Consider the following 18,274-nt stretch of genomic DNA (forward strand, 5'->3'; position numbering starts at 1 on the left):
TTCATTGCGACGGCTGGCGCCGCCAGTCCGACCACTGCCCGCGCCCGTCCCCGGAGCCGCCCGACAGCAGGCCGGCCCGGTCCGAACGATCGGGCCGGTCCGCACCGCTGGTCCGAACCAGCTCCGGCTCCGGCGTCGTGGGTGGCGTGCCCAGGCCGAGACCGTCCACGCCCAGCGGGCGGTCCCGTCCCGTTGCGGGCGCGAGGATCTCGTCCGGTACCAGCGCAGCGGGTGCGTCCGCGGCGGGCTGCGGCCAGCGCTGCCAGCGGTGGATGCTCACGACCCCGACGAGCAACAGCGAGCCCACCAGCAGTGTCGTCCCGGTCCGTACGGGGGCCGCCAGGTCGACCTGGTGGCCGATCAAGGTCAGTTTGTGGTCGAGCAGTCTCATCAGCGCGGCCGGGCGGATCAGTAGGCCCAGGTAACTGGCCGAGTAGACCAGCCCGGTCAGCGCCGCGCCCAGCGGGGAGATCCGGAGCGTGGCGATGAGCCCGAGCAGGAGCCCGGCAGCCGCCAGCACCAGGGCGGGTCGAACGAAGTCACTGCTGTCCAGCGCGCCGCCGTCCTGCGCATTGGCGAACGCCTGTGCTGACCGGTCCTGGCCAAGGGCGAACAGGATCCAGGCCAGCGGACCCACGATGGCTGCGGTGATCACGGTTCGGATGTGTCGCATCCGGGCAAGGTACCGATCTTGCTCGTGGATCAGCAGGCCAGCTAAGCGAAACTTAATTCGAAGGCGGAGCCTGGGACACGGCACGTGCGGGGTGGAGTGTTCTTGACGGTACTACGCAATCCGCACTACTCTCGAATCCGTGGATACCACGCAGCTCCTGAAGGGCGTGCTCGATCTGGCCGTCCTCGCCGTGCTCAAGGACGAGGACGGCTACGGTTACGACATCCTGCGCCGGCTCCGCGAGGCCGGTCTCGACGAGGTCGGCGACGCCTCGGTCTACGGCACGCTGCGCCGGCTCTTCGGCGCCGGCCTGCTCACCACGTACGTGGTGCCCAGCGAGTCCGGGCCGCACCGCAAGTACTACGCGCTGAACGCCGCCGGTCGGGACCAGCTCACCCGCTCCGGCAAGACCTGGCGCTCGTTCGCCACCACCATGGACAGGTTGCTCGACGATCGGGGGATGGCGGCATGACCGTCACTGGGCAGGAGATCACGGACTACGTGGAGCGGGTGCGGGCCGCGCTGGCCGACCTGCCGCCGGCGGTCCGCGAGGAACTGACCGAGGACCTGCCGGAGCATCTCGCCGAGGTCGCCGCCGAGGACGGCGGCTCGCTGGTCGAGCGGCTGGGCGAGCCGGAGGCGTACGCGGCCGAGTTGCGCGCCGCAGCCGGCGCGGGCGAGCGGTCCGCCGGCCGACCCGGCCTGGAACAGCGGTTCGGCGCCGTCGCGGGCCGGGTCCGCGTCCGGCTCTCCGGCCTGGACACCCGGCTGGGCCCCCTGCTCGGGTACGCCTCGGCGAGCGAGTTCCTCCGCCTGCTCCGCCCGGCGTGGTGGGTGCTGCGCGGCTACCTGGCGGCGTCGCTGCTGGGCGCGATGACCGGGGCGCCGCTGGCCGTGGTGCCCCGGGTGGGCAGCAGCGCGATGGCCGGGCTGGTGCTGCTGGTCGGCTGCGTGCTGGCCTCGATCTGGCTGGGTCGCCGGGACGGCGAGCTGCGCCGCTGGCCGCGCTTCCTGCTGCGCGCCGGCACCCTGGTGCTCGTCGTGTTCGCCCTGACCGCCCTGGTGCAGGTGGACGAGCGGGCCCGCTGGCACGGCGACTACGGCTACGACCCGATCTCGGTGCGCAACCCGTACGACGAGGTGCAGGACGTCTACGTCTACGACCGCGAGGGGCGGCTGGTGGAGAACGCCCGGCTCTTCGACCAGAACGGCACCCCGATCCGGCTCGGCTGGCCATCCTGCACCGACCCGGCCCTGCCCGACGTCAACCCGGTGCAGCGCGGCTACCCGTACTGCCCGGAGCAGGCGCCGTTCCGGCCCCGTCCGCCGGCCCAGGTGCCGGTTCCGCCGGGCACCGCCCCGACGACCGCCGCACCCTCGGCCACCGCGACGCCGACCGGTGCCGCGCCGACGCCGACCGTGAGCGCACCGGCGCCGACCGGGGGCGCGCCGGCCCCGACGGTGACCGCGCCGGCCGGGCCGACCGCTCCGGCGCCCGTCCCGACGAGCTGAGGATCGACTCTGGGAAATAGCTGAACGGATGAGGGGAACGGGACAGCGCATCTCGATCTTGATGGCTACGGTGTCGTCTGCTCGTCCACCCCTCGGAAGGATCCTCAGTGTCAGAGCAGGTAGCACCGCCCTCCGCGCCGCAGGCCGCGCAGCCCGAGCAGCTCGCGCAGCCCGACCCGGCCCCGCAGGCCGACCCGGCCGCGCCGGCGGCGTCCCCGGTCGAGCCGGCGGCGAAGGGATCCGGCGGCCGCAAGGCGCTGGGCATCATCGGCGCGGTGGTCGTGTTCCTGGTCGTCGCCGGCCTCAAGTTCGGCCTCGGCACGGCCATCGGGAGCTTCCTGAACAAGGACGAGACCGCCGAGGCCAAGGCCGGTGACTGCATCGCCGAACTGCCCGCCGTCACCGGCACCGAGGAGCGCTCGGTCAGCAGCGCCGAGGTCGTGAAGTGCACCTCGACCGAGGCCGTCTACACCGTCGTCGGCCGGGTGGAGGACCAGACCGAGGCGCAGGCCAAGAGCGGCCAGGCGTGCGAGCAGTACATCAAGCCCGGCGAGGACGGCTACGTCTTCTACAACATCGCCCCGGGCGGCAAGGGCTACCTGCTCTGCCTCACCAAGAAGGCCTGACCGGCCGGGACCACGAAGGCCGGATCGGCCTCGGCACCACCGTCGGACGGCGGCGCGGGAAGCCCCCGCGCCGCCGTCGTCGTACGCCGGTTCGCCATGTGGTGAACGGGAGGTATATGCCACTGTTCTCGCGTCTTCCCGGCGCGCTCACGGCGTGGCAGGCTACCGGCACGTAGGACCACTGGGCGACCAGCCAACGATGACTGACCGCTAGGAGGACGGCCGATGGGCGAGATGGTGAGCTACGCCAGCAACGGTGGGACGAGCGAGGGGTATCTCGCGATACCCTCCGGCGGTGCGGCCAGCCCCGCGGTCATCGTCATCCAGGACTGGTGGGGTCTGGTGCCCCACATCCGGTCGGTCGCGGACCGCTTCGCCGAGGCGGGCTTCGTCGCCCTCGCCCCGGACTTCCGGCACGGTCAGCCGGCCAGCAAGCCGAGTGAGCCCCGGCAGATGCTGAACAGCGCGCAGATGGACGAGGCGGCGGCGGACATCGCCGTCGCGGCGGACTACCTGGCCGGTCGGCCCGAGGTCACCGGCAAGGTCGGCTGCGCGGGTTTCTGCGCCGGAGCCAGCCTGGCCCTCTGGGCGGCCACCCGCTCCGAGCGGATCGTCGCCACCGCCGCCTTCTACCCGCGGCTGCCGTGGGAGGCGATGCGCTCCGAGTGGACCGACTACGCCGGCAAGGCGGCGGTCATCCACTGCTCCGAAGCGGACGGTCTCTCCGCGGCGGACGGCGTACAGACCGTCCGCCGGGCCATCGAGACGGCCGGCGGCACCTGCCAGACCCACGACTACCCGGGCACCGCGCACGCGTTCTTCAACGAGGACCGGCCGGAGAACTTCGACCAGCGGGCCGCCGCCACCGCTTGGGCACGCACCCTGGAACTCTTCCGGGCCAAGCTTGGCTGAGCCCCGTACCCCCGTGGAGGTGGTCGCCCGCGCCGCGCGGGCGACCGACCTGGCCGACCTCGACGGCGCGGTCAGCAACTGCTTCGCCTGCCCGCGCCTGGTCTCCTGGCGGGAGGAGGTCGCCCGGACGAAGCGGGCGGCCTTCCGCGAGCAGCACTACTGGGGTCGCCCGGTGCCCGGCTTCGGCACGTCGGACGCCCGGATCGGCATCCTCGGGCTGGCCCCGGCCGCGCACGGCGGTAACCGCACCGGTCGGATCTTCACCGGCGACCGGTCGGGCGACGTGCTCTTCGCCGCCCTGCACCGCGCCGGGCTGGCCAACCAGCCGACCAGCGTGGCCGCCGACGACGGGCTCACGCTGCGCGACACCCGGATCTTCGCCGCGGTGCGGTGTGCGCCGCCGGACAACAAGCCCACCCCGGTCGAGCGGGACACCTGCGCGCCGTGGCTGCACCGCGAGGTCGGGCTGATCCGGCCCACCCTGCGCGTCGTGGTCGCGCTGGGCGCCTTCGCCTGGGCGGCGTGGTGGCCGGTGCTGCGCGACGTGTACGGCGTCCGCCCGCCCAGCCCGCGACCGGTCTTCGGGCATGGGGCACACTGGTCCGGGACGGCCGCCCCCGAGCTGCTCGGTTGCTACCACGTCAGCCAGCAGAACACCTTCACGGGACGGCTGACACCATTGATGCTGGACGACGTGTTCGCCCGGGCGAAGCAACTCGCCGGGGTGGACTGAGGCTGCGTGGGGCGGTGGCGATGGACCTCGGCGTGCTGCGCAGGTGGTGGCCCGTCCTCGCGGTGACCCTCCTGCTGGCCGCCGCGGCGCTCGCCGCCGGGCACTCCTCGATCGGCGCGAGCCGGATCCCGCCCGCCGCCAAGCAACTCCCGTACGTCCCGGACTATCCCTCCGCCGCGCCGGCCCCCTCCATCCCGGTCGAGCCGCGCGCCGGCGCCGAACGGACCCAGGCCGACATCCCGCAGTGGATCGCGACCGCGGCGATCGTCCTGCTGGGCCTGGCCATCCTGCTCGCCCTCGGCTACCTGGCCTGGACGCTGATCCGGGGCGCCCTGCGCCGCACCACCCGGGCCGTCCCGGCCGCCCGCGCCCGGCGCACCGCCGAGGGCACCGCCCGCGAGGTGGTCGCCGCCCTCGACGCCGGCCTGGTCGAGCTGGACGACGCCGATACCGACCCGCGCACCGCCGTGATCGCCTGTTGGGTACGCCTGGAGGAGGCCGCCACCGAGGCCGGCGTGCCACGGCGTACCGGGGACACCCCGACCGACCTGGTCACCCGGCTGCTGCGGGGCGACCCGGCCGCCGGGGTGCCCGCCATCGCCAGCGCCGACGTGCTGGACGGGTTCGCCCACGTCTACCGTGAGGCCCGGTACGCCACCCACACCGTGGACGCCCGGATGCGCGACCAGGCCCGGGCGGCGCTGCGCCGGCTGCGCGGCGAACTGACCGCCCTCGCCACCGCCGCCGAGGAGGTGCCGGCGTGAACGCGCGACCCGTCGAGCCCCGGGCGGTGCGGTCGTGACCGAGCGCACCGGCCTCGACGACCTGCTCACCTTCGAGGAGGAGCCGTCGCCGCGTGCCGGCCGGCAGCGCGGCGGACGGGGTCGGGCGGTGCTGCGTACCCTCGTGGTCGCCGCCGCCGTCACCGCGGTGGTCCTCGCCGTCCTGCGCGCGGTGGGCCTCCAGGTCTCGATCTGGATCGTGGTGGCGGGCGTGCTCGCGGTGCTCACCGTCCGCCGGGTCACCGCTGGCCTCGCCCCGCCGCCCCCGCCTCGCGCCGGCGGGCGCGCCCCCGCCGGTGAGGAGCCCGACGTCTGGAACTGGGGCGCCCGGGACGCCCTGCGGACCGCCATCAACGGGTGGGAACGGCCGCTGGACTGGTCCTCCGGCAACCGAAAGCGGTTCACCGAGCGGATCCTGCCGCGGCTGGGCGAGCTGGCCGACGAGCGGCTGCGCCAGCGCCACGGCCTGACCCGCGAGTCCGACCCGGCCCGCGCCCGCACCCTGCTCGGGGAGCCGCTGTGGACGTTCCTCAGCACCCCCTCCCGCCGCCCCCCGTCGCCGCGCGACCTCGCGGCGATCGTCGCCGAACTGGAGAAGATCTGATGAACGACGTGGACCGCAGCATCCCCGCCTCAGAGGTAGGCCACCTGGCCCGGGCGGTGCTGGACGCGGTCGGTCAGGTCGTGGTCGGCAAGCGGGAGGCCCTGGAGCTGGTCCTCGCCGGCATCCTGGCCGGCGGGCACGTGCTGCTGGAGGATTTGCCCGGCCTGGGCAAGACGCTGACCGCGCGGTGCTTCGCGCAGGCCCTCGGCCTGGACTTCCGCCGCCTCCAGTTCACCCCGGACCTGCTGCCGGCCGACGTCACCGGCTCCTTCCTCTACGACCAGCGCAGCGGTGACTTCTCCTTCCGCGCCGGCCCGCTCTTCACCAACCTGCTGCTCGCCGACGAGATCAACCGGACGCCGCCGAAGACCCAGTCGGCGCTGCTGGAGGCGATGCAGGAGAAGCAGGTCTCCGTCGAGGGCGTGACCTACCGGCTGGACGAGCCGTTCCACGTGCTCGCCACCGCCAACCCGATCGAGTACGAGGGGACGTACCCGCTGCCCGAGGCGCAGCTGGACCGGTTCCTGCTGCGGGTGTCGTTCGGCTACCCACAGCGCGAGGAGGAGTGGGACGTGCTGCGCCGGCGGATGGACCGCCGCCGCGAGGAGGCCGAGATCAAACCGGTGGTGGACGCCGCCACGCTGCGGGCCATGCAGGCCGCGCTGGAGGACGTGGTGGTGGAGGACTCCGTCGGCCGGTACATCGTGGACCTGACCGCGGCCACCCGTGAGCACCCGTCGGTGCTGGTCGGCGCCTCCCCGCGCGGCTCGCTGGCGCTGCTGCTGCTGGCCCGGGTCCGGGCGGTCTTCGCCGGCCGCGACTACGTGGTGCCGGAGGACGTCAAGGAGGTGGCCGCCCCGGCGCTCGCGCACCGGATCACGCTGCGCCCGGAGATGTGGCTGCGCCGGGTCAATCCGTCCTTCGTGGTCGGTGAGGTGCTGGAGCAGACGCCCGCCCCGGCCAGCGGCGCGCTGCCCAGCTACGCGGCCGGCCGGCCGGGGCGCTGACGACCGTGCCCACCGAGGAAGCGGCGGAACCGGCGGCGGGCTGGGCGCCCACCTGGGCGCTGGGCCGGGCGGTGCTGCTCACCGGGGTGCTGCTGATCGCCGCCGTGCTGCTCGGCCGGGTCGACCTGGTCGTGCTCGCCGCGCCGTTCGCGCTCGGCACCGCGTACGCGCTGCGCCGCCGGCCCACCGGCGCGCCGCAGCTGGAGATCCTCGCCGACGACGCGCACCTGGTCGAGGGCGGCGCGATGGCCGGCACGGTCAGCGTCAGCAACCCGGACACCGTGGCGTACGACGTGGCCGTGGTGCGGGCCCGCGTCTCGCCGTGGCTGCGCGTCGAGCGGGTCGGCTTCGGCGGGGCCGGCGTGGACGTGCGCCGCTCCGGCGGCGCGGACCGCCCCTTCGTCACCTCGATCCCCACCGGCCGGGCCGTCGACCTGGAGCTGTCCGGCACCGCGCTGCGCTGGGGGCGGCACCCGATCGGCCCGGCCGGCGCGCGGGTCGCCGCCGCCGACGGGCTGCTCGTCTCCCGCGCGGTGATCACCGATCCGGTGCGGATGCGGGTCTACCCGGAAACCGAGCAGTTCGAGGCGGTGGAGGCGATGCCCCGGGCCGCCGGGCTGGTCGGCGCGCACCACTCGCGCCGCCCCGGCGAGGGCGGCGAGCTGGCCGGCGTCCGCGTCTTCGGGCCCGGCGACCGGCTGCGCCGCATCGACTGGCGGGTCTCCCTGCGGGCCCGTCAGCTGCACGTGGCGGCCACCCTGTCGGACCGGGACGCCGAGGTGGTGGTCCTGCTCGACGTGCTCGCCGAGGCGGGCCGATCGGGCGGGGTGAAGGGCGCCGCGTCCGTGTTGGACACCACCGTCCGGGCCGCCGCCGCGATCGCCGAGCACTACCTGCACCGGGGTGACCGGGTGGCGATGCTGGAGTACGGGCCGGCGGCCCGCCGGCTGCGCCCGGCCACCGGCCGCCGGCAGTACCTGACGGTGCTGGAGTGGCTGCTCGACGTGCGCGCCGAGGCGTCCCCGCACGAGCCGTACGACCAGGTCTTCGGGCCGCAGGTGCTCTCCGCCGACGCGCTGGTGGTGGTGCTCACCCCGCTGCTGGACGAGCGGTCCGCGCAGATGCTGGCCCGGCTGGCGCGGGGCGGCCGGTTCGTGGTCGCGGTGGACACGCTCCCCACCGACCTCGCCCCGCCCGGCGAGCGGGGCTGGGCGCCGGTGGCGTTCCGGCTGTGGCGGCTGGACCGGGACACGATGATCGCCCAGCTGCGCGAGCACGGCGTGCCGGTGGTGCGCTGGGCCGGCGCGGGCAGCCTGGACCAGGTGCTGCGCGACGTGGCCCGGCTGGCCACCGCCCCGCGGGTGGGTGCCCGGTGAGCGCGAGGAACGCAGCGCAGCGGAGTCCCGCAGTCGCGAACGAAGGTCGGCACAGATGAACGCGGTCACGGAACGGGTGCGGGCGCTGCGCGCGGCGGCGAACCGGGTGAGCCTGGCGCCGCTGCTGGTGCGCGCCGGCATCTTCCTCACCGTGCTGGTCGGCCTGTTGCTGGCGTACCCGGTCGAGATGTTCTCCGCGCGGGCGCTGCTCGCCCTCACGGTGGTGGCGGTGCTGCCGGGGGTGGCCCCGCGCCGCGGGTGGCCGACCTTCGCCGCCCTGGTCACCGTGGGCGGCTGGGTGATCGCCTCCGCCGGGTACGACCGGCCGATCGCGCTCTGGCGGCTGCTCGCCGTGGCCGCCGCCCTCTACCTGGCGCACACCCTCTGCGCGCTCGCCGCGGTGCTGCCCTACGACGCCGTGGTCGACCCGGATCTGGTGCTCCGCTGGCTGAGCCGGGCCGGCGCCGTGATCCTCGCCACGGCCGTGGTCGGGGTGATCCTGGCCTGGCTGGGCGAGATCGGCGGGGGTGCCGGGTTTCAGGCGGCGACGGTGGCCGGACTGCTGGTGGCGGTGGGGTTGAGCGGGCTGCTGGGCTGGCTGCTGCGTCGCGAATAGCGGGACGGCCCGGGACGTTGCGCAGGTCACAGGGGTTGTGCTCCGTCACAGAAGGGGGTCTCGGACGGGATTACCCGAGCCCCCCGGGGAAAGATAGATGACGTGAATCCGAAGCGGATCCTTGTCGTGGGTGCCGGGCACGTCGGCCTGTACGCCGCTCTGCGCCTGTCCAAGAAGCTGAGCTCCCGTGAGGCCGAGGTCGTCGTCGTCGACCCGCAGCCGCACATGACCTACCAGCCGTTCCTCCCCGAGGCGGCGGCCGGCAACATCTCGCCCCGGCACTCCGTGGTGCCGCTGCGGCGGGAGTTGCGCCGGTGCAAGGTCGTGGCGGGTGCGGTGACGCGGATCGACCACGACCGGAAGACCGCGGTGGTGCAGCCGATCAGCGGCCCGACCCGGGAGATCCAGTACGACCACGTCGTGGTGGCCCCCGGCTCGGTCTCCCGGACGCTGCCGATCCCGGGCCTGCACGAGCACGGCATCGGGTTCAAGACCATCGGCGAGGCCATCTACCTGCGCAACCACGTGCTGGACCGGCTCGACGTGGCCGCCGCCACGCCGGACCCGGTGGTCCGCCGCTCGGCGCTGACCTTCACCTTCGTCGGTGGTGGTTACGCCGGCATCGAGGCGCTCGCCGAGATGGAGGACATGGCCCGGGACGCGCTGCGGTACTACCCGGAGCTCAAGCCCGAGGACATGCGCTGGGTGCTGGTCGAGGCGACCCAGCGGGTGCTGCCCGAGGTCGACCGGGACATGGGCGCCTACACCGTCCAGCAGCTGCTCAAGCGCAACATGGACATCCGCCTGGACACCCGGCTGGAGTCCTGCGTCGACGGCGTGGTCAAGCTCTCCGACGGTGACACCTTCCGCTCCGACACCATCGTGTGGACGGCCGGCGTGAAGCCCTCGCCGATGCTCGACGCGACCGACTTCCCGCGTGACGAGCGCCGGCGGGTCACCTGCCTGCCGACGCTGCAGATCGTCGACGGCGACCGGGTCGTCGAGGGCGCCTGGAGCGCCGGCGACTGCGCCGCCGTGCCGGACCTGACCAAGGAGCCGGGCAACTACTGCTCGCCGAGCGCCCAGCACGCGGTGCGTCAGGCGGCCCGGATGGCCGACAACATCGCGAACGTGATCCGCGGTCGCGAGCCGGTCAACTACAAGCACAAGCACGCGGGCAGCGTGGCCAGCCTCGGCCTGCACAAGGGCGTCGCCCAGGTGTACGGCGTGAAGATGACCGGCTGGCCGGCCTGGGCCATGCACCGGACGTACCACATGAGCCGGATCCCGTCGTTCAACCGCAAGGTCCGGGTCGTGGTCGACTGGTCGCTGGCGTTCTTCCTCAAGCGTGAGGTGGTGGCCCTCGGCCAGCTGCACGACCCGCGCGAGGAGTTCGCCGAGGCGTCCCAGCCGGTCGGCGCCGGCCGCCGGGTCTGATCCCGTTCGTGACGAAGGCCCCCTCCCGGCACGGGAGGGGGCCTTCGTCGTATCGGGGGCCGGGTCAGACCCGCCAGGTCCAGGCGTCGGCGATCCGGGTGCCCGGGCCGTAGAGCTGTACCAGGGTGCGGCGCAGGCTCTCCGCGTGCGGGGCGTCGTCGGTGACCGCCACGCAGGAGGCGCCCCAGAAGTCGGCGTCCGCCCGGGCCTGCCGGCGCTGCTCGTCGCCGATCACCGGCTCGTCGCCCCGCCGGGCCACGTCGGCCAGCAGCGCCGAGGTGGGCTGCTTGTAGGTGCCCATCGCGGCGGTCCCGTCCCGGCCGTACGGGCCGATGAAGAAGCCCTCCGGGATGCCGAACGCCCCGTCGGCCGCCGCCGCCCAGCGCATCGGCCAGGGATCCTTGGGGGTGGCGGCCGGCACCGGCACCAGCACCCCGCCGGGGCGTACGCACTCGCGCCAGTGGCCGCCGGTGATGAACTCGGGCAACGGCGGCCGGTCGGTCGTCGGCAGGGGAGCGGGGAAGACGCTGAGCAGGGCCGCCCCCACCGCGGCGGGGACCAGTCGCCGGCCCCGACCGGGCTTCCGCAGCGCCCGGTCCACCGCGAGCACCAGCAGCGTCGCGGCCAGCGGCAGCAGGGTCAGCCCGAACCGCATCGGCAGCGCGCCGTCGATCACCGGCAGGCCGGCGAGCAGCGCGTACGGCCCGGGCACCGCGGTGCGGGTGCCGTCGTCAACCACCTCGGGGCCGAGCGACAGCGCGCCCATCGCCAGCGCGCCGGCGACGCACGCGACCACCAGCGGCCGGCGCCCCAGCCAGAGCGCGCAGCCGGCGGTGACCAGCAGCAGCGGCAGGCCGAGGAAGGTGTTGTACTCGGCCGGGCCGGTGGTCAGCCGGGCCGACGAGTCGCTGCCGACCACCGACAGCGGGGAGATGGTCCACCAGCTGCGCAGGTCGGCGGAGAAGTAGTGCGGGCTGAACATGCCGTCGGCCACGCCCTGCGGCCCGGCGAACTGGAACCACAGCGGGTAGCCGAGGACGAGCAGGGCCAGCCCGGCGGCGAGCATCAGGCCGCCGGCGAAGCCGGGCAGCGCCCGGCGCAGCAGCTCGCGGTCGGTCATCGCGTACGCCACCGTCATCACCAGCAGGGTGACCGCGGTGAGGAAGAGCACCTCCTCGCCGATGAAGACCTGCGCGGTGACCGCGGCGGCCAGGCCCAGCGCCGAGGTGACCAGCCGCCGGCGGTCCGGCCCGCCCAGCGACGCCGGGCCGGGGTCGGCCGCGCGGAGCATCCGCACGACCAGCCAGACGATCACCGGCACCAGCCACTGGGCGGTCATGTGCAGGTGGCTGTTGGACTGGGACACCATGCCCGGCCCGAAGCCGCACAGCCCGGCGCCGAGCGCCGCGGCGAGCCGGTGGGCGCGCAGCGTACGGGTGAAGAGCAGGTACCAGGCGACGGCGGTGCCGGCGAGGTTCACCCCGGCCAGCAGGGCGAAGGTGACCGGCGCGCCGAAGAGCAGGGTGACCGGGGCGAGGAGCACGCCGAGCGCGATGACCGTGGTGTTGGTCATCAGGTTCACCCCGTCCGGGCTGTTGAGCCGGTCGGTGAGCAGGCCGAAGTCGCCGAGCACGGCCCGCGAGTCGACCGCCAGGAACCACTCGTAGAGGGTCTGGTCCGCCGGGTTGAGCGCCAGCACCCGGCCGGTCGGGTCGGGCCAGAGGCCCTGGGTGAGCCAGCCGGCGAGCAGCGCGAACGCGAGGCAGACGAGCAGGCCGATGCGGTGCCGGGCGACGGACGCCCGCCAGCGGGTGGCGCGGGATCCGGGCGCGGCGGGCTCGGCGAGGCCGACAGCCAGGTCGGGGTCGGCGTCGGACGCCGTACGGGCTGCGCTGGTCACGCGCTCGACCCTAGTGCGGCACCGGTGACGGGGTACGCCGGGTCGCCGGTGAACGGTTACGGTGACACTGCACCGCGCGTGTCGGCGCGCCGGTGCCGCCCGCCCGGGTGGTGGAACGGCAGACACGGCCGCCTTAAAAGCGGCTGCCGAAAGGCGTGCGGGTTCGACCCCCGCCCCGGGCACACTCTCAGCTTTCCCTCAGCCGGCTCACGGGCGCGCGGGTCGCCGTCTCCGTTTACCCTTGTAGGGCACGTCGTGCGTGCGATGACCCCCTGAGGGAGGCCTGAGAAGTGAAGACCTCGAACCCGGTGCTGGCCCGGCTCGGCCAGGCGGCCGAGCGGGAGCGTTCCGCCGGGTACGCCCCGCCCGGGCAGTACGGCTACGGCCAGCCCGGCATTCCCCAGCAGTATCCGGGCCAGCCCGGCTACCCGGTGGCCCCGGCCGCCGGCACCATGACCATCGACGACGTGGTCGTCAAGACCGTCGCGCTCCTGGGCATCCTCGGCGTCTCCGCCGCGGCCGCCTGGGTGCTGGTGCCGGACAGCCTTCTCTACACGGCCTGGATCGGCGCCGCGATCGTCGGCGTGGTCCTCGGCCTGATCATCTCCTTCTCCCGGATCGCGAACCCGGCGCTGGTCGTCGCGTACGCGGTGGTCGAGGGTGCCTTCGTCGGTCTGGTCAGCAAGGCGTACGAGACCGCCTACGAGGGCATCGTGCTCCAGGCCGTGGTGGCCACCTTCGGTGTCTTCTTCGTGATGGCCATGCTCTACAAGGCGAAGGTCATCCGGGCGACCCCGAAGTTCGTCAAGGGCATGATCGCCGTGATGGCCGGCCTCTTCGCCGTCATGCTGATCAACTTCGTGCTGGCGGTCGTCTTCGACGTCAACACCGGCCTGCGCGACGGCAGCCCGCTGGCCATCGGCTTCAGCCTGGTCTGCATCGTGGTCGCGTCGCTGAGCTTCGTGCTCAGCTTCAAGGAGGTCGAGGACGGCGTCCGGATGGGGCTGCCCCAGCGCTACTCCTGGACGGCCGCGTTCGGCATCGTGGTCAGCCTGGTCTGGCTCTACCTGGAGCTGCTCCGGCTGATCAGCTACTTCCAGGGCGACGACTGACCGTCGGCACCCTTCGGCGCCCGCCACCGCGACCCGCGGCGGCGGGCGCCGTCGTCTGTGCGGCCGGGCCGGGCCGCCGCATCTCGGCCCGGCCGTTTCCCCGCCACCGGCGGGCCGCCCGGGGGAGAGTGACACCAGGGATACCCCCGGCGAGGAGGTGGCGGGTGCGCAGCGCCAACCCGGTCCTGGACCGGCTGGACGACAGCAGCCGGGCGCACCGGCTGCCCGGTGCGGGCGGCGCGGAGGCGGTGACCGTCGACGACGTGGTGGTCCGTACCGTCGGGCTGCTGCTGCTCACCGGCGCCACCGCGGCGGTGGCCTGGGTGGTCGTGCCGCAGGCGGTGTGGGTCCCGGCGGCGCTGGCCGGCACCGCCCTGGCCGGCATCGCGCTGCTCCTGGTGATCTCGCTGCGCGGCATCACCCACCCGGCCCCGATCATCGGGTACGCCCTGCTCCAGGGGGCGCTGCTCGGGGTGGCCAGTCGGGCGTTCGAGCTGGTCTACCCGGGCATCGTCGCGCAGGCGGTGGTGGGCACCTTCGGGGTGTTCCTCGGGATGGCGGTGCTCTACCGGGCCCGGCTGGTCCGGGCCACCCCGCGGCTGGCCCGCCTGGTGGTCGGCACGCTGATCGGGCTGCTCGCGGTCAGCCTGGTCAACCTGGTCTTCCGGCTGTTCACCGGCCGGCAGGGCGTGGAGATCTACAGCATCTCCGGCCGGGTCGGCTGGCTGCCGTACGCCTTCTCGGCGGTGGCGATCATCGCCGGGGCGCTCAGCTTCATCCTCGACTTCGACCAGGTGGAGCGATCGGTCCGCACCGGCCTGCCCCGCCGGTACGCCTGGCTCTGCGCGTTCGGGCTGCTGGTCGGGCTGATCTTCCTCTACTGGCAGATCCTGCGGCTGCTGAGCTACCTGCGCCGCTGAGCGGGGTGCGGGGCGGGGCGGCCGTAGACTCGGCGGCGATGAGCGCAGCGGAGTTGGACCGGGCGGTGGAGCTGCTGGTCCGTCAGGTGGGGCACTGGCAGCAGCCGCGGTGGGCGGCGAAGGCCGAGGGGGGCAACGTGGCCCGTGCCGACCTGGTGCACCGGCTGGTGCAGGAGCTGGCCAACCTCGGCGCGGACGCCGAGGGAGAGCCGCGTCGGAACGTACCCCGGTTGGACAACGACCTGGCACTGGTCGACCAGCTCCGCGTGGTGGCGGCCGACCTGGTCGCGGCCGGGGCGTCGGACGCGACGCTGGCCCGGGCCGCCGCCGAGGTGGCGGCGACCCGCTCGGCGCTCTGACGCCTCAGCTCTTGAGCCAGCGTCGTACCTTCCGCCGGCGGGCCCGGTCCCGGGCGGCGGGGATCGCCCGCAGGTCCCGATCGGCCGCCGTGGCCTGCCGGGCGTGCAGCAGCCCGTAGGTGAAGGTGTTCTCCCCGTCGGCGTACGCGCGCAGCGCCTGGCGTCGCAGCACCTCCCGGGTGACCACCGAGTCGTGGTGCGTGCCGAGCAGGTCCTGGAGGTCCTTGAGCCGTTCCACCAGGGTGGCGGCGGGTTGCCCCGCGTCCGGCTCGCGGACCTCGACGGCGTACCGGGCGGCCTTGTACGCCTTCCGCGCCTCGTGCAGCGCGACGTCCCCCTCCTGCGTCCCGTCGAGGGCCCGGTCCAGCCGGTCGTCGGCGCGGGTCACCGCCCGGCGGACCCGGCGGGCGACCCACCGCGCGTCGACGGCACGGGCGGCCGGTGCCTCCAGCAGCCGGTCCAGTCCGGCCAGCAGCTCGGTGTAGCGGTCGGAGTCCAGCGTCCGGACCAGCTCGTCGAGGGCGGTGGCGAGGTCGGCGGCGAACCGCTCCGCGATCCGCGCCGCGACCGGGCCGAGAACCAGGTCGGCGGGCTCGGCACGGACGGCGTCGGTGAGCCGGGCGGCCATCACCTGCGCGTCGCGGACCGACCCGAGCTGGCCGCCCAGCCAGCGGAGCTCGGCGCGCAGGGCCTCGCTGCGCGGGCGGTCCCAGCGGCCACGGAAGGTGCGCAGCGTGGCCCGCAGCCGGCGGACGGCGACCCGCATGTCGTGCACCGCGTCCTCGTCACCGTGCCGGGCCCCGGGATGGTTCGCGATCAGCACGTCGCGCTGGGCGAGGGCGTAGTGGGCGACCGGGTCCGTCGGGGCCGCGTCGGTGACGGCGGCGAGCCGGCCGGCGAGAGCCCGGTGGGACTTGGAGACGGGAACCGGGCGGGCGCCCGCCTCGCGCAGCCGCGACTGCACCGCGTCGAGCAGCCGGTCGTCGCCGTCGACCAGCTCGACCTCGATCTCCCGCCACGCCTGCCGCTCGCCGGTGACCAGGTCCCGCCCGTCGACGGTGTCCTCGGCGACCTCGGCCAGCACCCGGCCCGCTGCGTCCAGCAGCCGTCGTTCCACCCGGTGGGTGGTGATCCGGGCCGCCGGTTCGACCGCCTGCCCGCGGGAGGCGGCCCGGAACAGCCCGACCAGCTCCGCCGGCGGGTCGAGGTCGTCCGCGCCGGCCGGGAACTGGTACTCGGTCCGGGCGCCCCCGGCCGCGCCGACCTTCAGGTGCCAGCCGGCGTCGTGACCGCCCGTCCGCCGACGCAACGCGAAGCCGCTCCGCGCCAGCCGCAGGTCCGGGGTGTCCGCATAGACCGCGTCCAGGTCGAAGGCGGTGGCGTCCGACATCGTCGCGACGCCACCGCACCCCGTCAGGTCCGGCAGCCGGAAACCCTCGTCGGCGGAGTACTTGCGTTCCCGCTCCACCACCCTCGCCATGCGGATCCGATACCCCCGCGGACGACCGGCGAACCGGGGTTCAGCTGAGCCGCTCCAGCACCATCGCCATGCCCTGGCCGCCACCGACGCACATGGTCTCCAGGCCGATGGTCTTGTCGTGCCACTCCAGGGAGTTGAGCAGCGTGCCGGTGATCCGGGCGCCGGTCATGCCGAACGGGTGGCCGACGGCGATCGCGCCACCCATCACGTTGACCTTCTCCTCCGGGATGCCGAGCTGCCGGTAGGAGGGGATCACCTGCGCGGCGAACGCCTCGTTGATCTCGACCAGGTCGACGTCGTCGACGGTCATGCCGGCCCGCTTGAGGGCCTGCCGGGACGCCTCGACCGGGCCGAGGCCCATGATCTCCGGCGACAGGGCGGTCACGCCGGTGGAGACGATCCGGGCCAGCGGGGTGAGCCCGAGGTCCTTCGCGCGCTGGGCGCTCATCACCACCACCGCGGCGGCGCCGTCGTTGAGCGGGCAGCAGTTGCCGGCGGTGATCCGGCCGTCGGGGCGGAAGACCGGCTTCAGGCCGGCGACGGCCTCCAGGGTGACCCCGGCGCGCGGGCCGTCGTCGGTGCTGACCACGGTGCCGTCCGGCGTGGTGACCGGGGTGATCTCGCGGGCCCAGAAGCCGTCGGCAATCGCCTTCTCGGCGAGGTTCTGGCTGCGCACGCCGAAGGCGTCCATGTCCTCGCGGGTGACGTCGTACACCTGGGCGAGGTTCTCGGCGGTCTGCCCCATCGTCAGGTAGATGTCGGGGAGCTGGCCCGCCTCGCGCGGGTCGGTCCACACCTGCGCGCCACCCGCCGCGCGGGCCTTGGAGCGCTCCTGCGCCTCGGCGAAGCGCGGGTTCTCCCAGCCGCCGCCGACCAGCGCCTGCGCCTCCGGCGGAAGGGTGTCGGAGTTGCCCCGGGCGTACCGGGAGACCGTCTCCACGCCGGCGGAGATGAAGACGTCACCCTCACCGGCGCGGATCGCGTGCATCGCCATCCGGGTGGTCTGCAGGGAAGAGGCGCAGTAGCGGGTGAGGGTGGCGCCGGGCAGGCCGTCCAGGCCCATCAGCGTGGCGACCACCCGGGCCATGTTGAAGCCCTGCTCGCCGCCGGGCAGGCCGCACCCGAGGTAGAGGTCCTCGACCTCGGTCGGGTCGAGCCCGGGGACCTTGTCCAGCGCGGCCTGGACGATGGTCGCGGCGAGGTCGTCGGGGCGGACCTCGCGCAGCGAGCCCTTGAACGCGCGACCGATGGGGGAGCGGGCGGTGGCGACGATGACGGCGTCGCGGGACGACTCAATCGGCATGAGCCAACGTTAACTCGCCGGTAACTTGGCGCGGAAGCTGCCGGGGCGGCGGGAAATGTCACCCTGCGGCGGGCTCCCGCCCGCCCGTCCGCCGCCCGCTCAGTGGCGGGAGGCGCTGGTGGCCGCGGCGGCCACCGCCGGCAGCAGGGCGTGCGCCCAGACCCGGTAGCCGTCGGCGGAGGGGTGGAAGCCGTCGGGGCAGAAGGTCCCGGCGTCGGCGCGGAACACCGGCCCGGTCTCGGTGCCCAGGTCGACCACGCTGCCGCCGGCGTCGAGCACGGCCGTCGTCTGCGCCCGGGCGGTCCGCCGCCCCGACCAGCCGAGCACCTGCCGCAGCGGCTGCGCGACGGCGCGGACCGCGCCCAGGTCCGGACAGGTGCCGACCACGACCTCGACCCGCGCGTCGCGCAGCCGGCGCACCGCCGCGCCGAGGTACGCCGCGGCCTCGCCCGGCCGGCGCATCGCGGTGGCGTCGTTGGCGCCGATCAGGATCACCGCCACGTCCGGGCGCTCGCCGAGCAGCGCCCGGGCCACCTGGGTGGCCAGGTCGGTGGAGCGGGAGCCGGAGACCCCCACGCTGGACAGGTGCACCTGCCGCCCGGTCGGCCCCTCGGCCAGCAGGTGGGCCAGTTGCCCGCCCACGGTCTCGTCGAAGCGTTCGACCCCCACGCCGAGCGCCGAGGAGTCGCCCAGCAGCACCAGCCGTAGCGGCGGGGCGCCGGCCCGGCCGACCGTGGCGCGCAGCGCCAGGCCGAGCTCCGGCTGGGCGTAGCTGCGGTTGCGGGCGGCGACGGCCTGCCCGGCGAGCACCGCCGCGCCGCCGATGGTGCCCGCGACCAGGGAGAAGGCCGCCGCCTTGCCGAGCCGGAGCGCCAGCTCCGCACCGATGCCGCGTTCGGTCATGACGACACCTCCCCGTGCG

19 protein-coding genes and 1 tRNA gene are annotated in these 18,274 nt (G+C 74.5%); 15 read left to right on the plus strand and 5 right to left on the minus strand.

The window, feature by feature from the left end; all coding sequences use genetic code 11:
- Window position 1: 1 nt before the first annotated feature.
- Window positions 2-673, minus strand: coding sequence for a hypothetical protein (locus ACTWM8_RS04615; RefSeq protein WP_446212696.1), 672 nt, complete (start codon window positions 671-673; stop codon window positions 2-4).
- Between the two features lie 139 nt (window positions 674-812).
- On the opposite strand from ACTWM8_RS04615, the gene ACTWM8_RS04620 reads away from it, so the two are divergent.
- The 11 genes from ACTWM8_RS04620 to ACTWM8_RS04670 all read left to right on the plus strand — a co-directional run bounded on the left by ACTWM8_RS04620 (window position 813) and on the right by ACTWM8_RS04670 (window position 10,278).
- Window positions 813-1,145: a PadR family transcriptional regulator gene (locus tag ACTWM8_RS04620; protein ID WP_154939485.1), complete on the plus strand. Its 333-nt coding sequence runs from the start codon at window positions 813-815 to the stop codon at window positions 1,143-1,145.
- Window positions 1,142-2,185, plus strand: a complete 1,044-nt coding sequence (locus ACTWM8_RS04625) for an HAAS signaling domain-containing protein (protein WP_446212697.1) — start codon at window positions 1,142-1,144, stop codon at window positions 2,183-2,185. Before ACTWM8_RS04620 ends, ACTWM8_RS04625 begins: the two co-directional genes overlap by 4 nt.
- 107 nt (window positions 2,186-2,292) lie before the next feature.
- Complete coding sequence (locus ACTWM8_RS04630; RefSeq protein ID WP_446212698.1) at window positions 2,293-2,811, plus strand: LppU/SCO3897 family protein; 519 nt, start codon at window positions 2,293-2,295, stop codon at window positions 2,809-2,811.
- Window positions 2,812-3,036: 225 nt separating this feature from the next.
- The gene (locus ACTWM8_RS04635; RefSeq protein WP_377604440.1) at window positions 3,037-3,723 is read left to right on the plus strand and encodes a dienelactone hydrolase family protein; all 687 of its coding nucleotides are present in this window, start codon (window positions 3,037-3,039) and stop codon (window positions 3,721-3,723) included.
- 19 nt (window positions 3,724-3,742) lie between these two features.
- The gene (locus ACTWM8_RS04640) at window positions 3,743-4,456 is read left to right on the plus strand and encodes a uracil-DNA glycosylase (RefSeq protein ID WP_446214469.1); all 714 of its coding nucleotides are present in this window, start codon (window positions 3,743-3,745) and stop codon (window positions 4,454-4,456) included.
- 20 nt (window positions 4,457-4,476) lie between these two features.
- Complete coding sequence (locus ACTWM8_RS04645) at window positions 4,477-5,220, plus strand: DUF4129 domain-containing protein (RefSeq protein ID WP_446214470.1); 744 nt, start codon at window positions 4,477-4,479, stop codon at window positions 5,218-5,220.
- A 34-nt stretch (window positions 5,221-5,254) separates the two neighbouring features.
- A complete protein-coding gene (locus ACTWM8_RS04650) occupies window positions 5,255-5,842 on the plus strand; it encodes a hypothetical protein (protein WP_446212699.1) in 588 nt (195 codons plus the stop codon).
- Window positions 5,842-6,849, plus strand: a complete 1,008-nt coding sequence (locus ACTWM8_RS04655; RefSeq protein WP_446212700.1) for an AAA family ATPase — start codon at window positions 5,842-5,844, stop codon at window positions 6,847-6,849. Before ACTWM8_RS04650 ends, ACTWM8_RS04655 begins: the two co-directional genes overlap by 1 nt.
- Window positions 6,846-8,225, plus strand: a complete 1,380-nt coding sequence (locus tag ACTWM8_RS04660) for a DUF58 domain-containing protein (protein ID WP_446214471.1) — start codon at window positions 6,846-6,848, stop codon at window positions 8,223-8,225. The genes ACTWM8_RS04655 and ACTWM8_RS04660 overlap by 4 nt, the downstream gene beginning before the upstream one ends.
- A gap of 55 nt (window positions 8,226-8,280) precedes the next feature.
- Window positions 8,281-8,841 (plus strand): hypothetical protein, encoded by a 561-nt coding sequence (locus tag ACTWM8_RS04665; protein ID WP_446212701.1) that lies wholly within the window; start codon window positions 8,281-8,283, stop codon window positions 8,839-8,841.
- Between the two features lie 102 nt (window positions 8,842-8,943).
- Window positions 8,944-10,278: an NAD(P)/FAD-dependent oxidoreductase gene (locus tag ACTWM8_RS04670; RefSeq protein WP_446212702.1), complete on the plus strand. Its 1,335-nt coding sequence runs from the start codon at window positions 8,944-8,946 to the stop codon at window positions 10,276-10,278.
- Between the two features lie 64 nt (window positions 10,279-10,342).
- Here the strand turns inward: ACTWM8_RS04670 and ACTWM8_RS04675 are convergent, their stop codons facing one another.
- Window positions 10,343-12,178, minus strand: a complete 1,836-nt coding sequence (locus ACTWM8_RS04675) for a hypothetical protein (protein WP_446212703.1) — start codon at window positions 12,176-12,178, stop codon at window positions 10,343-10,345.
- Window positions 12,179-12,279: 101 nt separating this feature from the next.
- On the opposite strand from ACTWM8_RS04675, the gene ACTWM8_RS04680 reads away from it, so the two are divergent.
- From ACTWM8_RS04680 to ACTWM8_RS04695, 4 genes are all read left to right on the plus strand, one after another.
- Window positions 12,280-12,360: transfer RNA gene (locus ACTWM8_RS04680), tRNA-Leu, on the plus strand.
- 108 nt (window positions 12,361-12,468) lie between these two features.
- Window positions 12,469-13,290 (plus strand): Bax inhibitor-1/YccA family protein, encoded by an 822-nt coding sequence (locus ACTWM8_RS04685; RefSeq protein ID WP_446212704.1) that lies wholly within the window; start codon window positions 12,469-12,471, stop codon window positions 13,288-13,290.
- Window positions 13,291-13,454: 164 nt separating this feature from the next.
- A complete protein-coding gene (locus ACTWM8_RS04690; protein ID WP_446212705.1) occupies window positions 13,455-14,210 on the plus strand; it encodes a Bax inhibitor-1/YccA family protein in 756 nt (251 codons plus the stop codon).
- Between the two features lie 38 nt (window positions 14,211-14,248).
- A complete protein-coding gene (locus ACTWM8_RS04695; protein ID WP_446212706.1) occupies window positions 14,249-14,569 on the plus strand; it encodes a hypothetical protein in 321 nt (106 codons plus the stop codon).
- Between the two features lie 4 nt (window positions 14,570-14,573).
- Here the strand turns inward: ACTWM8_RS04695 and ACTWM8_RS04700 are convergent, their stop codons facing one another.
- From ACTWM8_RS04700 to ACTWM8_RS04710, 3 genes are all read right to left on the minus strand, one after another.
- Window positions 14,574-16,049, minus strand: coding sequence for a CYTH and CHAD domain-containing protein (locus ACTWM8_RS04700; RefSeq protein ID WP_446212707.1), 1,476 nt, complete (start codon window positions 16,047-16,049; stop codon window positions 14,574-14,576).
- Between the two features lie 40 nt (window positions 16,050-16,089).
- Window positions 16,090-17,352: an acetyl-CoA C-acetyltransferase gene (locus ACTWM8_RS04705; protein WP_446212708.1), complete on the minus strand. Its 1,263-nt coding sequence runs from the start codon at window positions 17,350-17,352 to the stop codon at window positions 16,090-16,092.
- Window positions 17,353-17,451: 99 nt separating this feature from the next.
- Window positions 17,452-18,255: an SGNH/GDSL hydrolase family protein gene (locus tag ACTWM8_RS04710; RefSeq protein ID WP_446212709.1), complete on the minus strand. Its 804-nt coding sequence runs from the start codon at window positions 18,253-18,255 to the stop codon at window positions 17,452-17,454.
- Window positions 18,256-18,274: the final 19 nt, after the last annotated feature.

Source organism: Micromonospora sp. IBSANI012 (assembly GCF_052814045.1).

What these genes read in the sequence shown, in the direction of transcription:
- ACTWM8_RS04645 (WP_446214470.1), top strand. Translation starts at nt 4,477, where the DNA reads ATGGACCTCGGCGTGCTGCGCAGGTGGTGGCCCGTCCTCGCGGTGACC.
- ACTWM8_RS04695 (WP_446212706.1), top strand. Translation starts at nt 14,249, where the DNA reads ATGAGCGCAGCGGAGTTGGACCGGGCGGTGGAGCTGCTGGTCCGTCAG.
- ACTWM8_RS04655 (WP_446212700.1), top strand. Translation starts at nt 5,842, where the DNA reads ATGAACGACGTGGACCGCAGCATCCCCGCCTCAGAGGTAGGCCACCTG.
- ACTWM8_RS04700 (WP_446212707.1), bottom strand. Translation starts at nt 16,049, where the DNA reads ATGGCGAGGGTGGTGGAGCGGGAACGCAAGTACTCCGCCGACGAGGGT.
- ACTWM8_RS04665 (WP_446212701.1), top strand. Translation starts at nt 8,281, where the DNA reads ATGAACGCGGTCACGGAACGGGTGCGGGCGCTGCGCGCGGCGGCGAAC.
- ACTWM8_RS04625 (WP_446212697.1), top strand. Translation starts at nt 1,142, where the DNA reads ATGACCGTCACTGGGCAGGAGATCACGGACTACGTGGAGCGGGTGCGG.
- ACTWM8_RS04635 (WP_377604440.1), top strand. Translation starts at nt 3,037, where the DNA reads ATGGGCGAGATGGTGAGCTACGCCAGCAACGGTGGGACGAGCGAGGGG.
- ACTWM8_RS04705 (WP_446212708.1), bottom strand. Translation starts at nt 17,352, where the DNA reads ATGCCGATTGAGTCGTCCCGCGACGCCGTCATCGTCGCCACCGCCCGC.
- ACTWM8_RS04615 (WP_446212696.1), bottom strand. Translation starts at nt 673, where the DNA reads ATGCGACACATCCGAACCGTGATCACCGCAGCCATCGTGGGTCCGCTG.
- ACTWM8_RS04710 (WP_446212709.1), bottom strand. Translation starts at nt 18,255, where the DNA reads ATGACCGAACGCGGCATCGGTGCGGAGCTGGCGCTCCGGCTCGGCAAG.